Origin of the sequence: Enterobacter sp. A8 (assembly GCF_004296595.1) — a bacterium.
Classification (GTDB): Bacteria; Pseudomonadota; Gammaproteobacteria; order Enterobacterales; family Enterobacteriaceae; genus Enterobacter; species Enterobacter cloacae.
Genome location: NZ_SCMF01000004.1, coordinates 430,378 through 444,446 on the forward strand (window position 1 = coordinate 430,378; position 14,069 = coordinate 444,446).

Annotated in this window: 13 protein-coding genes; 2 read left to right on the forward strand and 11 right to left on the reverse strand. The window is 55.3% G+C overall.

Features of this window, described 5'->3' with window-relative positions:
* Window positions 1-7 precede the first annotated feature (7 nt).
* The 11 genes from EQV24_RS17675 to thpR form a co-directional block, all read right to left on the reverse strand.
* Window positions 8-745 carry a fimbrial chaperone gene (locus EQV24_RS17675; protein WP_013095625.1) on the reverse strand — a complete coding sequence of 246 codons (738 nt, stop codon included), beginning with the start codon at window positions 743-745 and terminating at the stop codon, window positions 8-10.
* Between the two features lie 62 nt (window positions 746-807).
* On the reverse strand, window positions 808-1,395 hold the full coding sequence (locus tag EQV24_RS17680; protein WP_058679366.1) for a fimbrial protein: 588 nt from the start codon (window positions 1,393-1,395) through the stop codon (window positions 808-810).
* A gap of 396 nt (window positions 1,396-1,791) precedes the next feature.
* Window positions 1,792-2,172: an aspartate 1-decarboxylase gene (gene panD / locus EQV24_RS17685; RefSeq protein ID WP_003856284.1), complete on the reverse strand. Its 381-nt coding sequence runs from the start codon at window positions 2,170-2,172 to the stop codon at window positions 1,792-1,794.
* Between the two features lie 56 nt (window positions 2,173-2,228).
* On the reverse strand, window positions 2,229-3,080 hold the full coding sequence (gene panC / locus EQV24_RS17690; protein ID WP_013095627.1) for a pantoate--beta-alanine ligase: 852 nt from the start codon (window positions 3,078-3,080) through the stop codon (window positions 2,229-2,231).
* An 11-nt stretch (window positions 3,081-3,091) separates the two neighbouring features.
* Entirely contained in the window at window positions 3,092-3,883 is a 792-nt protein-coding gene (gene panB / locus EQV24_RS17695; RefSeq protein WP_013095628.1) for a 3-methyl-2-oxobutanoate hydroxymethyltransferase, read from the reverse strand.
* A 122-nt stretch (window positions 3,884-4,005) separates the two neighbouring features.
* Entirely contained in the window at window positions 4,006-4,485 is a 480-nt protein-coding gene (gene folK / locus EQV24_RS17700; RefSeq protein ID WP_047352019.1) for a 2-amino-4-hydroxy-6-hydroxymethyldihydropteridine diphosphokinase, read from the reverse strand.
* Window positions 4,482-5,879 (reverse strand): polynucleotide adenylyltransferase PcnB, encoded by a 1,398-nt coding sequence (gene pcnB / locus EQV24_RS17705; protein ID WP_072193776.1) that lies wholly within the window; start codon window positions 5,877-5,879, stop codon window positions 4,482-4,484. Before pcnB ends, folK begins: the two co-directional genes overlap by 4 nt.
* A 42-nt stretch (window positions 5,880-5,921) precedes the next feature.
* Complete coding sequence (gluQRS, locus tag EQV24_RS17710) at window positions 5,922-6,812, reverse strand: tRNA glutamyl-Q(34) synthetase GluQRS (RefSeq protein ID WP_061771478.1); 891 nt, start codon at window positions 6,810-6,812, stop codon at window positions 5,922-5,924.
* A gap of 59 nt (window positions 6,813-6,871) precedes the next feature.
* Window positions 6,872-7,327, reverse strand: coding sequence for an RNA polymerase-binding protein DksA (dksA, locus tag EQV24_RS17715; protein WP_013095632.1), 456 nt, complete (start codon window positions 7,325-7,327; stop codon window positions 6,872-6,874).
* Window positions 7,328-7,503: 176 nt separating this feature from the next.
* Window positions 7,504-8,208, reverse strand: a complete 705-nt coding sequence (sfsA, locus tag EQV24_RS17720) for a DNA/RNA nuclease SfsA (RefSeq protein ID WP_130626892.1) — start codon at window positions 8,206-8,208, stop codon at window positions 7,504-7,506.
* Window positions 8,198-8,752: an RNA 2',3'-cyclic phosphodiesterase gene (gene thpR, locus EQV24_RS17725; protein WP_061771479.1), complete on the reverse strand. Its 555-nt coding sequence runs from the start codon at window positions 8,750-8,752 to the stop codon at window positions 8,198-8,200. Before thpR ends, sfsA begins: the two co-directional genes overlap by 11 nt.
* Window positions 8,753-8,825: 73 nt before the next feature.
* Here thpR and hrpB point away from each other — a divergent pair, with 73 nt between their 5' ends.
* Together hrpB and mrcB are read left to right on the forward strand one after the other, a co-directional pair.
* Window positions 8,826-11,255: an ATP-dependent helicase HrpB gene (hrpB, locus tag EQV24_RS17730; protein WP_061771480.1), complete on the forward strand. Its 2,430-nt coding sequence runs from the start codon at window positions 8,826-8,828 to the stop codon at window positions 11,253-11,255.
* A gap of 144 nt (window positions 11,256-11,399) precedes the next feature.
* On the forward strand, window positions 11,400-13,928 hold the full coding sequence (gene mrcB / locus EQV24_RS17735) for a bifunctional glycosyl transferase/transpeptidase (protein WP_029883630.1): 2,529 nt from the start codon (window positions 11,400-11,402) through the stop codon (window positions 13,926-13,928).
* The last annotated feature ends 141 nt before the right edge of the window (window positions 13,929-14,069 follow it).

Genomic DNA, 14,069 nt, shown 5'->3' on the forward strand with positions numbered 1-14,069 from the left:
CAGGGAATCAATGCGGTATAGACTCATACTTATCAATTCCACCGAAATCATTAATGGCTTGCCAGGTTATTTTGCTATTTCCAGATGAGGTGTAATTTTTCACATTCATCGTCTGGCTTGAGAACGGTTCAATATAATGCGTTTCGATCTCGTAACTTTTACCGCCTGAAATAAGCGCCGCACTTGCCAGCGAAACATAATAAGGCGAATCATTTTTCGCACTTAAAACGATTTTTTGCCCTTGTCGGGTTTGGGACCACTTAAGATTTTTGGCCGCGTCTGTCGGTTCCCCTTTTAACCCAGTGGGACGGAAAAAGAGTTTAATGCGGGTGCGGAAAGCAAGCTGAAGCATACTTTGGTTATCGCTCTCCTTAGCCTTCGGCGGAACTTCCAGAACGTTAAACCAGAACAGCGACTCTTTATCTTTTGGCAATGCCTGACCCAGCCAGGTGATTCTGACGGTTTGCCCTTTTTGCGGTTCAACACGCGAAACAGGCGGCGTCACAATAAAAGGCAGTTTCAGCTCCTGAGGGTTAGTGGTATCTCTTCCATCATCGAGCCAGGTCTGTACCAGCAGAGGCCGGGTGCCACGGTTATCCATTGACACCGTTACGTCTTTTGCCGATTCAGGATAAATGACACGGGTGCCGGAAATCACAATATCTGCACTGGCGTTAAGAGCAAACACGCTCATCGAGGCCAGCAGCAGGGCTTTTAATCCGCTCTTAATATTCAGTACGTACATGTAAACTCTCAATAAATACGCAAAAATGTGCCCAACAGGGCACATTAACGGGAGGGATAAAATTATTCGTAGCTCATGGTGAAGTACGCGTTGGCGCTGACTTTACCTGACTGCACTGGGTTCGTGTCTTTCACCCAGTTGGAGCCCGGAACGTATGCAACGCGGTAGAACAGCTTGCCGGAACCGGCGGTGAGATTGGCTTTCTGCGTATTATTAGCAGGCTGGCCGACCATAATACGAGAAGATTCGGTAGGGGCATTATTATACAAGGCAAGTGCAACGTTGGTTGCTGCGCCTGCTACGCTGGCGTCAGGTTCAATAGTACCGTTTGCAATGGCACCCATATTTTTTGACATAAAGCTTGCTGAAGCAGTCTTTAATGTTCCTGGGCAGTTGGTGAGCAGCAGTTCAAAATTTTTAGAGCCGACACCGGTATCGACGGTGGTTGATTCAACATCAGATTTTTTAACAACCGGTAAGGTAATAGTAATATTATTTTGTGATTCGCCATTGGCGGTGGAAATATTACACGTTGTGTCTGTTACCGCACCGTCAAAGGTGATTAAACCGATATCGGTGTCTGCTATTGCTGAAAAAGAACCCATTGCAAACAAAGTTACAGCTGAAGCTAATAACGTTTTTTTTAACATAATTTAAATTCCATTTAAAAAACATTGTACAGATTTAATTTAAGCAAAATGATGATAGGGATCTATGAATGGGTTGGGTATTTAAAATTGCTAAAAGCCATTATTAGAAAAATTGAATGTTTGATAAGTTATTGAAAATGATCTTTAAATTTTTTTTGAATGAACGGAGAGAGACGATTTTTATTGCAGCCAAATTGTATTGGATTGTTTAGATTATAAATGACAAAGATCATTCCTTTAATTATATCATTCAGAATAATGTTTTTTTTAAACCAAGAGAAACGCTGAGAGAGGAGAAAATAGGGGAAATAAATAGAGGAGAGGCTATGTATACAAAAAAAGGATGTTTTCTTTACCTTTGAGGAGCGGAACCTGAAGGCTCCGCTCCTGGCGGCATCAGGCAACCTGCACCGGAATCGCCTTCGCGGTGCGTTTCATCTCGTTGTCGCCTTCAAAATAGGCGACTTTAGGCTGCCAGCGGCGCGCCTCTTCGTCGGACATCATGACGAAGCTCGCGATGATCACAATATCCCCTACGTCTGCACAGTGCGCGGCGGCACCGTTGACGGAGATGATCTTAGACCCGCGCTCTGCGGCAATCGCGTAGGTGGAGAAGCGTTTGCCGTTGTTCACGTTCCAGATATCAATCGCTTCGTTTTCAAGAATACCCGCCGCGTCGAGAAAATCCTGATCGATCGCGCAGGAGCCTTCATAGTGCAGGTCGGCCTGCGTGACTTTCACACGGTGAAGCTTACCTTGCAGCATTTTGCGAATCATTACGTGTACCTTTAATCATGCGTTAACCCCTCCTGTAAGAGGGGAGGGTAAGAAGGTTATGCCAGTTCAACCACTTTGTTGTCGATAAGGCGCGCCTGGCCGAGCCATGCAGCCACCAGAATAACCGCGCGCTTGCTGGCGTCGGTTAACTCAAGCAGCGTGTCAGCATCACGGATTTGAATATCGTCAGCGCGGAAGCCTTTATCGTTCAGCGCTTGTTCAGCTAGGGCCACGATCTCTTCAGCGGTCAACTCTTTCGCCGACAGTTGCTCTGCCATGGTATTCATGACTTTGCTTAATCCTGGGGCAATCTTACGCTGGTCAGCGGTCAGATAGCCGTTACGGGAGCTGAGCGCCAGACCGTCTTTGGCACGTACAATCGGCACGCCCACGATCTCGATATCATAACCCATGTCGGCAACCATCTTACGGATCAGCGCCAGCTGCTGGAAATCTTTCTCACCAAAGCAGGCTACGTCCGGCTGCACCAGGTTGAACAGCTTGCTGACGATGGTGGATACGCCGCGGAAGTGGCCTGGACGGCTGGCCCCTTCGAGCATGGTCGAAATGCCCGGAACATCAACGTACGTTGACTCTTCCGTACCCTGAGGGTAGACATCTGCAGGTGCCGGCGCAAAGACGAAGTCCGCATGGCGCTTTTTCAGCTTCTCGCAATCTTCCTGCAGCGTACGAGGATAGCGCGCCAGGTCGTCCGCGCGGTCAAACTGCATCGGATTAACGAAGATACTGACCACCACGATATCTGCACGAGCTTTCGCTTCGTCGACCAGTTTCATATGGCCGTCATGCAGGTTACCCATGGTCGGGACCAGTGCGATACGTTTACCTTCCTGTCGTGCACGGCGAATATGCTGGCGAAGCAGCGGCAGGGTTTCAATGATTAGCACAACGAGACTCCTTAATGGAAACTGTGTTCTTCACCCGGGTAAACACCGGATTCGACGTCGGCAATATACTGCCTGACCGCGGCGCGCATGTCGCCCGCTTCAGTAAGGAAATTTTTGGCGAATTTCGGGATATGGCCGCCGGTGATGCCAAAGGCGTCGTGCATCACCAGAATCTGACCGTCGGTCACGTTGCCAGCCCCAATCCCGATGACCGGAATAGACAGCGCGTCGGTGATGCGTTTTGCCAGCTCAACCGGTACACATTCCAGCACCAGCAGCTGTGCGCCCGCCGCTTCCAGCGCGAGGGCATCGTCAAACAGCGCCTGCGCGGCATCACCGCGGCCCTGCACCTTGTAACCGCCAAAGATATTGACGGACTGTGGCGTAAGGCCCAAATGTCCGCACACCGGCACGGCGCGTTCGGTGAGCATTCTTACCGTCTCCACCAGCCAGGCGCCGCCTTCGATTTTGACCATATTAGCACCTGCGCGCATCACGGCCGCCGCATTGTCGAAAGCCTGCTCCGGCGTGGCGTAGGCCATAAACGGCAGATCGGAAAGCAGAAGGCAGGCAGGTGCACCACGGCGCACGGCTCGGGTGTGGTAAGCAATATCCTCGACCGTGACCGGCAGGGTAGAGTCATGTCCTTGTACCGTCATCCCTAACGAGTCCCCGACCAGCATGACGTTGATCCCCTCTTCGGCAAACAGTTTGGCGAAGCTGTAGTCATATGCGGTGATGGTGGCGAAGCGTCTCTTTTCCTGTTTGCATTTCTGCAGTAAGGAGATGGTGGTTGGTTTCATACTGTTTCCTGATAACCCAAAGCGAATCTTTGCGCATTCTAACAGTAACATTCGAGGGAACAATGATTTTAGGTCGTCTATTAGCCACAATTATTTTGTGGCTAATGCGCGGGGGCACAGGCTTACCAGCGAGCGGGTTTTTCTGCGTGGAGGTTGTCCAGGATCTCCCTGAGCGGGATGCCGTCCGGGAAGGTGAGATCGGGGGCGACTTCAAACAGCGGCCAGAGCATAAATCCGCGATTTTTCATGTCGTAATGCGGCACCGTCAGGCGTGATGTGTTAATCACCTCGTTGCCAAACAGCATGATGTCGAGGTCAAGGGTACGTGGCCCCCAGCGCTCTGCTTTACGCACGCGACCCTGTTGCAGCTCAATGCGCTGGGTGTTATCCAGCAACGTTTCGGCATCCAGCGCGGTGTCCAGCACCACGGCGGCGTTCAGGTAATCAGGCTGATCCTGCGGGCCGAGCGGCGGTGTACGGTAAAACGAGGAGATCGCCACAATGCGGCTCTGGGGGATCTCACCCAGCGCCTGAACGGCAGCATTAACCTGCTCCAGAGGAGAGGCAAGATTGCTGCCGATAGCGATATACGCGAGGGTCATGCCGTGCCTTCGCGACGCGGTGCACGCTTGCGTGGACGACGGTGACGACGACGCGGCGCCGGCTCTTCATCAAGGCCAGTGAGCATGTCTTTCTGCTCCGGCGGTGCGGAGACCTGGAACTCGGCCCACCACTGCGCCAGACGCTGCAGCTCCTGGTTGCGTTCAATTTCAGCACGCAGAGAGAGCAGATCAAAGGCCGCGCGGAACTTAGGATGCTCCATCAGCTTCCAGGCGCGTTTGCCCTGACGACGGGACATACGCAGCTGAAGCTGCCAGATATCGCGCACCAGCGTGGTAATACGTTTCGGAATGGCCAGCGTACGGCAGCCTTCGTCCAGTACGTCGTTTGCCGCCAGGGCAAAAGCGTCATAATAGGCGAGGCCGCTTTCCTGGGTAATGCGCTGAGCCGTTTCCAGCAGCGGATACCAGAACATCGCCGCAAACAGGAACGCCGGGTTCACGCGCATATCGTTGCGGATACGGGTGTCGGTATTCTTCAGCACCTGCGCAATCATGCGTTCCATTGGGCTGTCACCATTTTCGGTGAAGTAGCGGGTAATGGACGGGAATAAAGGCTGGAAAAGGTTGTATTCGCGCAGCAGGTTATAGGTGGCAAATCCGTGACCGGCTTGCAGCAGTTTGAGCGCTTCTTCGAACAGGCGGGCTGGCGGTACGTCATTGATAAGCGTCGCCAGACGCGGGATCGGCTCTGCCGTCTCCGGGCTGATGCGCATATCCAGCTTGGCGGCGAAACGCACGGCGCGCAGCATACGCACTGGATCTTCGCGATACCGGGTTTCCGGCGTGCCGATCAGGCGAATCAGGCCCTCTTTCAGATCCTGCATGCCGCCGACGTAATCACGCACGGTGAAATCCGCCACGCTGTAGTAAAGGCTGTTGATGGTGAAATCGCGACGCTGGGCATCTTCTTCGATCGAACCGAAGATGTTGTCGCGCAGCAGCATACCGTTCTGGCCACGCTGGGAAGTTGTGCGATCGGATGCGCCCGCTTCGTGGTGACCACGGAACGTCGCCACCTCAATAATTTCCGGCCCAAACATGACGTGTGCCAGACGGAAACGGCGACCAACGAGACGGCAATTGCGGAATAATTTACGCACCTGTTCGGGCGTGGCGCTGGTCGTCACGTCGAAATCTTTGGGTTTTTTGCCCAGCAGTAAATCACGTACTCCACCGCCAACGAGATAGGCCTCGTAGCCCGCTTTATTCAGACGATAGAGCACCTTGAGGGCATTTTCACTGATATCTTTGCGGGAAATATTGTGCTGCTCACGCGGGATAACCGACATCTGTGGTTGCGCAATAGCGTCATTCGCCATGCTCTCTTCGCGGCTTAGCACTTTACGGCAAAAATTAGCGACTCGGGTAAAAATGGTACACCTCGTAGTGTGTTTTGTTATGAAAAAAGCGGCTAATCATAGCTCAGCGCAACGCATTTGAGAATGCTGGATTTTTGGCACGCTCGTGAGCGACCAGGTGGCAACGGCCAGTTTCAGCAATTCGTCAATGGAAAGATCCTGCCATTCGTTGGTTACATTCTGGTTGAGAAATCGTAACGCGTCGATCAAAACGGGGCGCGGATCGCCATCTGGCAGGGCGGGGGCGTGGTTTTGCTTCGACAGCTTATCGCCCCGCTCGTTGACGGCCAGCGGCAGATGAATGTAATCCGGTGCCGTCCAGCCAAACTGGTGATACAACGCTATTTGCCGCACCGTAGGTTCAACCAGATCGGCTCCGCGCACAATTTCGGTGACGCCCTGAAAGTGGTCATCCACCACCACCGCCAGGTTATAGGCAAACAGCCCGTCACGGCGGTGGATAATAAAATCTTCCCGCGCCAGCCGTTCATCCGCATGAATGTCGCCAGAGAGCAGGTCGTTAAAGTGGAGCACAGGGGCACGCTGGATCAGACGAACGGCGGCGTTTTCCGGGCCGTGGTTGAGCGTGCGGCAGTGGCCGTCATAGACGCCCCCCACGCTCTGTATGCGCGCGCGGGTACAGGTGCAGTTATATGAGAGCCCCTGCTCAGCGAGCCAGGCCAGACGTTCCCGGTAGGCGTCGTGACGTGTTGATTGCCAGACAACTTCGCCGTCCCAGTGAAGACCGTAATGTTCCAGCTGACGCAGAATGGTGTCTGCTGCACCGGGAACTTCACGTGGAGGATCAATATCTTCAATGCGGACGAGCCATTTACCCAGGCGTGCGTGAGCCTGCAGGTAGCTGCCGAGAGCGGCAATTAACGAGCCGAAATGTAATTCACCGGAGGGGGATGGCGCGAAGCGCCCGATATAGTGAGATTCAGACATATCAACAGTAATAAGGCGGGAGAGACTCCCGCCTTTGGAGTGGGTAAACAGGACCGGGATTAACCCGCCATCTGTTTTTCGCGGATTTCTGCCAGCGTTTTACAGTCGATGCACAGATCGGCGGTCGGACGCGCTTCCAGGCGACGAATGCCAATTTCAACACCACAGGATTCGCAGTAGCCAAAATCTTCGTCCTCGACCTTCTTCAGCGTTTTTTCGATCTTTTTGATCAGTTTGCGCTCGCGGTCACGGTTACGCAGTTCAAGGCTGAACTCTTCTTCCTGAGCGGCACGGTCTACCGGATCCGGGAAGTTAGCCGCTTCATCCTGCATATGACTAACGGTGCGATCGACTTCATCCCTGAGTTGATTACGCCATGCTTCAAGAATACGCTTGAAGTGCGACAGCTGGGCTTCATTCATATACTCTTCGCCCGGTTTCTCTTGATACGGCTCCACCCCAGCGATGGCGAGAATACTCAGGGACGATGTTTTACGGTTTTGCCCTTCTTGCATGTTGCTTCTCCTTAACACGCACTATCGATCCCCGTGTTGGGGGAAAAATCAGGTCGCTATAAATAGCAGATGCTTTTCCGTATGGCAATTATCTAAACGTAACACTTGACAAGCCTGTGAGGAAAAGCGTATTTGCGCACGCGGCCAGAACACTTATTCGTCAATCGTCTATTCCCTTATAAGACAATGGGAAGAGAGGATCTCAGAGTCATATTATCGGCAGAAAGTTCCGCTTTATAAGCCAAAACCTCTACCCCCTGCTTTTGTGCCTCATTCAACAATTGCGCGTATTTGAGATCAATATGGCGGGCTGGAGAAAACCGTTCAATGGCTGAGTGCAAAACCGCAAACAGCAGTACGGCGCGTTTGCCCGCCGCCGCAACACTCATCAGCTCCCGCAGATGCTTTTGTCCCCGTAGCGTGACCGCATCCGGGAAATAGCCGTTTTCCTGATCCGCTAACGTGACTGATTTGACTTCAATATAGCACTCGGGACGGTCTTCCGCCTGTAACATAAAGTCAATTCTGCTGCTTTCATCGCCATATTTCACTTCAGATTTATGGGTGCCATAACCCACCAGTTCGGGAAGGGTTCCGTTAGTCAGAGCCTCCTTAACTAATTGATTCGCGCGCAGGGTGTTAACGCAAATAAAAGCCCCTTGTTGGGTTTGCGTCATTTCCCAGGTGTGAGGATATTTGCGTTTAGTATTTTCTGAAGTGGAATACCAGACCGTGTCACCCGGTGTCGCACATCCTGTCATTGCCCCGGTGTTGGGGCAGTGCAGCGTTAACGGCTCCCCTTCAGGGGTGACGACATCAGCGAGAAAACGCTTGTAGCGTTGAATAAGCGTGGCGTGTTGCAGTGCAGGACTAAACTTCATCAGAATTCCTTAGGGTATCGCCCAGCGTCCAGCGCTGGAGCGGCGTATAGCGGGTGCGTCCTTGTGAAAAAAAAGATTCGTACAGCGCGAAAGAGGTTACCGGAAAGGCCCAGTGAAAGCCCGGTGGCGGGATAGCAACGGCCTGACCGGCATCGCGCAGTAGCGTAATGTGAGGATGAAACGGCTGCGGACTCTGGTAACAGCCGCTACGTGCCGCCTGGGCGCGCAGCATATTCGCAAGCTGTAATAATCCGCGCGGCGGCTGGCGCGTGCCCAGCCAGACGACGCGGGAGCGGAGCCACTGCCCCGCATCGTCAAGGGTCAGCGTAAATCCCGGCTGGGAAATCCGACCGGCCATCGCCGCCAGGGCGCGCTGTTTCTCGCCGCTGACGTCGCCCAGAAAAGCCAGCGTCAGGTGGAGGTTTGCCGCAGCAACCGGGCGGCCCGCTTCGGGCGGGAAGTGTTCGGCGCGCCAGCGAACAATTTGCCGTTGGATCGGCGCGGGCAGCTCAATGGCGAAAAACAGTCGTTTCGACTCAGACATACAGGGGACTCGGTAATGATATGCGCCGATGCTACAATGTACGCCGACTAATGTTAACCCTCTGGAGCTGTTAGTGTCCTCATTGCCGGTCGCCGTCGTCCTTCCTGAACTGCTCGCTGCCTTGCAGGATGCCCCGCAGGTTTTACTTAACGCCCCTACGGGTGCCGGTAAATCCACCTGGCTACCGCTGCACATTCTCAACGCAGGCATTATCAGCGGGAAGATTATCCTGCTGGAGCCGCGCAGGCTGGCCGCGCGCAACGTGGCGCAGCGCCTGGCGGAACTGCTGAATGAAAAACCGGGCGAGACGGTAGGCTACCGTATGCGCGCCGAAACCTGCGTCTGCCCGTCCACGCGGCTTGAAGTGGTGACCGAAGGGATCCTCACCCGTATGCTGCAAAACGATCCGGAACTGTCCGGCATCGGGCTGGTGATTCTGGATGAGTTCCACGAGCGCAGCCTGCAGGCGGATCTGGCATTGGCGCTGTTGCTGGACGTCCAGCAGGGGTTACGGGACGATCTCCGACTGCTCATCATGTCGGCCACGCTGGATAACGAGCGGCTACAGCAGACGTTACCGGATGCGCCGGTCATCACCTCCGAAGGGCGCGCGTTTCCGGTTGAGCGCCGCTATCAGCCGCTTCCTGCCCATCAGCGTTTCGATGAAGCGGTGGCGATCGCCACGGCTGATTTGCTTCGTCAGGAATCCGGTTCGCTGCTGCTGTTTTTGCCGGGCGTTGGCGAAATCCAGCGGGTGCAGGAGCAGCTTGCCGCCCGGGTGGGCAGCGACGTATTGCTCTGCCCGCTCTACGGCGCACTGTCGTTGAGTGACCAGCGCAAGGCCATCCTTCCCGCGCCGACGGGGCAGCGTAAAGTGGTACTGGCCACCAATATTGCCGAAACCAGTCTGACCATTGAAGGCATTCGCCTGGTGGTGGACAGCGCCCAGGAGAGAGTAGCCAGTTTTGACCCGCGCACCGGGCTGACAAAGCTGCTGACGCAACGCATCAGCCAGGCGTCGATGGTTCAGCGAGCTGGCCGTGCCGGGCGTCTTGAGCCAGGCATCTGTTTGCATCTCATCAGTGCAGAACAGGCCGAACGCGCGGCTGTGCAGAGCACGCCGGAAATTTTACAAAGCGATCTTTCGGGGCTGATCATGGAACTGTTGCAGTGGGGTTGCCCCGATCCCGCGCAGTTAACCTGGCTCAATGCACCTCCCGCGGTAAACCTGGCGGCGGCGCGCGCGTTGCTGACCCAGCTAGGGGCGCTGGACGGCGAAAGGCTATCATCACGTGGGCAGAAAATGGCCGCGCTGGGTAACGATCCCCGGCTGGCCGCGATGCTGGTGTCCGCTCAGGGGGATGATGAAATTGCTACGGCGGCGAAACTGGCGGCTATCCTTGAGGAGCCGCCTCGTGGTGCAAATTGCGATCTGGTGCAGGCCTTTTCACGTAATCAGGGGAACTGGCAGCAGCGCGCGCAGCAGCTCTGTAAACGGCTTAACAGCCGTGGTGGTACGCCGGACGCTGACAGCATTGCGCCTCTCCTGGCGCAGGCATTTGCCGACAGGATTGCGCGTCGTCGCGGGCTGGATGGACGCTACCAGCTTGCAAACGGCATGGGGGCTATGCTGGACAGCGATGACGCCCTGACGCGCCATGAATGGCTGATTGCGCCGCTCTTGTTGCAGGGTAGTCACTCGCCCGATGCCCGAATTTTGCAGGCCGTGGCTGTGGATATCGATGCCCTCACGCGCGCCTGTCCGCAGCTGCTTCAGCAGTCCGACATCGTCGAGTGGGATGATGCGCAGGGTACCCTGAAGGCATTTCGTCGTAGCCAGATAGGTAAACTGACCCTGGGGACGAAGCCGCTGGCAAAGCCATCGGAAGAGGAGCTGCACCAGGCAATGCTGAACGGTATCCGGGAAAAAGGACTAGGTGTTCTGAACTGGACCCCGGAGGCCGAGCAGTACCGTATTCGTCTGCACTGCGCCGCGCGCTGGTTGCCCGAGTATGCCTGGCCGGCGGTGGATGATGACACGTTACTTGCGTCGCTGGAAACCTGGCTCCTGCCGCAAATGAGCGGTGTACACTCGCTGCGGGCGTTAAAAGCGCTTGATGTTAAGGTCGCGTTACAGAATTTACTCGACTGGTCGTTACGTCAACGTCTGGATAGTGAACTGCCAGGGCATTACACTGTGCCGACCGGCAGCCGGATTGCCATTCGTTATCACGAGGATAATCCACCGGCGCTGGCGGTACGGATGCAGGAGATGTTTGGCGAGGCGACCACGCCATCCATTGCCGAAGGGCGCGTGGCCGTGGTGCTTGAGCTGTTGTCACCTGCGCATCGCCCGCTGCAGATTACCCGCGATCTGGGCGCATTCTGGGCGGGGAGCTACCGTGAAGTGCAAAAAGAGATGAAAGGGCGTTATCCCAAACATGTCTGGCCGGACGATCCGGCGAACACCGCGCCGACACGGCGGACGAAGAAATATTCGTAAAAGGGGAGTGCGGCCTGATGCCCTCACCCCGGCCCTCTCCCACAGGGAGAGGGAGAAAACAAACTTTGAGAGATTTCTTCTTTCACAGGTCAGTGGAAGAAATGAGAATCGGGCCTTTGCGCCTGAACGTTGCGGAGAAAAAGCATGGCGGGGAATGACCGCGAGCCAATTGGGCGTAAGGGAAAACCAACGCGTCCGGCCAAAGAAAAGGTGAGCCGTCGTCGCCTCAGAGATGAGGACTATGACGATGACTATGAAGACGATTATGAGGATGAAGAACCGATGCCGCGTAAAGGAAAAGGCAAAGGACGTAAGCCTCGGGGTAAACGCGGCTGGTTCTGGCTGCTGCTGAAGCTGTTCATTGTTTTTGTTGTACTGATGGCGATCTACGGCGTTTATCTGGATCAGAAGATCCGCAGCCGTATCGACGGAAAAGTCTGGCAATTGCCGGCGGCAGTGTATGGCCGCATGGTGAACCTTGAGCCTGACATGTCGATCAGCAAGAACGAGATGGTGAAACTGCTGGAGGCCACCCAGTATCGTCAGGTGTCGAAAATGACGCGTCCTGGCGAATTTACCGTGCAGGCGAAAAGCATTGAGATGATCCGTCGTCCGTTCGATTTCCCGGACAGCAAAGAGGGGCAGGTGCGTGCGCGTCTGACCTTTGACGGCGATCGTCTGGAAACCATCGAGAACATGGATAACAACCGCCAGTTCGGTTTCTTCCGTCTCGATCCGCGTCTTATCACCATGCTCTCTTCGGCGAACGGTGAACAGCGTCTGTTCGTCGCCCGTAACGGTTTCCCGGACCTGCTGGTGGATACGCTGCTGGCAACCGAAGACCGTCACTTCTATGAGCACGATGGTATCAGCCTCTACTCCATTGGTCGTGCGGTGCTGGCCAACCTGACGGCGGGCCGTACGGTACAGGGGGCAAGTACGCTTACCCAGCAGCTGGTGAAGAACCTTTTCCTCTCCAGCGAGCGCTCTTACTGGCGTAAAGCCAACGAAGCGTACATGGCCGTGCTGATGGATGCGCGTTACAGCAAGGATCGTATCCTTGAGCTGTATATGAACGAGGTCTATCTCGGTCAGAGCGGTGATAACGAAATCCGCGGTTTCCCGCTGGCGAGCCTGTACTACTTTGGCCGTCCGGTGGAAGAGCTGAGCCTGGACCAGCAGGCGCTGCTGGTGGGTATGGTGAAAGGGGCGTCCATCTATAACCCGTGGCGTAACCCGAAACTGGCGCTGGAGCGTCGTAACCTGGTGCTGCGTCTGCTGCAACAACAGCAGGTGATTGACCAGGAGCTGTACGACATGCTGAGCGCACGTCCGCTTGGCGTGCAGCCGCGCGGCGGTGTGATTTCGCCTCAGCCTGCGTTTATGCAGCTGGTGCGTCAGGAGCTGCAGAGCAAGCTCGGTGATAAAGTGAAAGATCTCTCCGGCGTGAAGATCTTTACCACCTTTGACTCCGTGGCGCAGGATGCGGCAGAAAAAGCGGCGGTTGAGGGCATTCCGGCGCTGAAGAAACAGCGTAAGCTGAGCGACCTGGAAACCGCGATGGTGGTGGTTGACCGTAACACGGGTGAAGTCCGTGCGATGGTGGGCGGGGCTGAGCCGCAGTTTGCAGGTTACAACCGTGCTATGCAGGCGCGTCGTTCGATCGGTTCACTGGCGAAGCCAGCAACCTATCTCACTGCCCTGAGCCAGCCAAATCTTTATCGCCTGAATACCTGGATTGCCGACGCGCCGATCTCCCTGCGTCAGCCTAACGGCCAGGTCTGGTCACCGCAGAACGATGATAAACAGTTCAGCGGCCAGGTAATGCTGGTGGATGCGTTGACCCGCTCCATGAACGTGCCGACGGTAAACCTTGGGATGGCACTGGGTCTGCCTGCGATAGTTGATACATGGCAGAAGCTGGGCGTCGCTAAAGATCAGCTGCACCCTGTACCAGCCATGATCCTGGGGGCGTTAAACCTGACGCCAATCGAAGTGGCACAGGCGTTCCAGACCATTGCCAGCGGTGGTAACCGTGCACCGCTGTCAGCCCTGCGCTCGGTGATTGCCGAAGATGGCTCCGTGCTGTATCAGAGCTTCCCGCAGGCGGAACGCGCCGTTCCGGCGCAGGCAGCCTACATGACGCTGTGGACGATGCAGCAGGTTGTGCAGCGTGGTACCGGCCGTCAGCTGGGGGCGAAGTATCCGGGCCTGCATCTGGCGGGCAAAACCGGGACGACCAACAACAACGTTGATACCTGGTTTGCCGGTATCGATGGTCGTGAAGTGGTGATCACCTGGGTGGGCCGCGACAACAACCAGCCAACCAAACTGTATGGTGCGAGCGGGGCGATGTCGATTTACCAGCGTTATCTGGCGAATCAGTCTCCGGTGCCGCTAAACCTGGTTGCGCCGGAGGATATCGTGGATATGGGCGTGGACAGTTCCGGAAACTTTGTCTGTGGCGGCGGTATGCGTAGCTTGCCTGTCTGGACAACGAACCCGGATTCCCTGTGCCAGCAGAGCCAGCCAGAGCAGCCGACGGGCAACCCGTTCGACCAGTCTTCTCAGCCTCAGCAGCCGCAGCAACAACAACAGCCGCAGCAGCAGAACGAGAAGAAAGACAGCGACGGTGTCGCGGGCTGGATTAGAGATATGTTCGGCGGTAACTAACCGTTCAAGGTCCCCCCGAAAGGGGGGATTTTTTTACCCGTTTTCCCCATTTTATTAACCCTCGTTTTAATTCTGATTAACCCTTCGTTTTCTCCTGGTTATTTCTTAAACCCTTAATTCTCGTAGGGCCGCTTCCTGCTT

Bases quoted from the DNA above. Each gene is read 5' to 3' on its own strand.
- dksA (WP_013095632.1), bottom strand. From the start codon at position 7,327: ATGCAAGAAGGGCAAAACCGTAAAACATCGTCCCTGAGTATTCTCGCC.
- gluQRS (WP_061771478.1), bottom strand. From the start codon at position 6,812: ATGTCTGAATCTCACTATATCGGGCGCTTCGCGCCATCCCCCTCCGGT.
- panB (WP_013095628.1), bottom strand. From the start codon at position 3,883: ATGAAACCAACCACCATCTCCTTACTGCAGAAATGCAAACAGGAAAAG.
- EQV24_RS17680 (WP_058679366.1), bottom strand. From the start codon at position 1,395: ATGTTAAAAAAAACGTTATTAGCTTCAGCTGTAACTTTGTTTGCAATG.
- panD (WP_003856284.1), bottom strand. From the start codon at position 2,172: ATGATTCGCAAAATGCTGCAAGGTAAGCTTCACCGTGTGAAAGTCACG.
- mrcB (WP_029883630.1), top strand. From the start codon at position 11,400: ATGGCGGGGAATGACCGCGAGCCAATTGGGCGTAAGGGAAAACCAACG.
- sfsA (WP_130626892.1), bottom strand. From the start codon at position 8,208: ATGAAGTTTAGTCCTGCACTGCAACACGCCACGCTTATTCAACGCTAC.
- thpR (WP_061771479.1), bottom strand. From the start codon at position 8,752: ATGTCTGAGTCGAAACGACTGTTTTTCGCCATTGAGCTGCCCGCGCCG.
- folK (WP_047352019.1), bottom strand. From the start codon at position 4,485: ATGACCCTCGCGTATATCGCTATCGGCAGCAATCTTGCCTCTCCTCTG.
- EQV24_RS17675 (WP_013095625.1), bottom strand. From the start codon at position 745: ATGTACGTACTGAATATTAAGAGCGGATTAAAAGCCCTGCTGCTGGCC.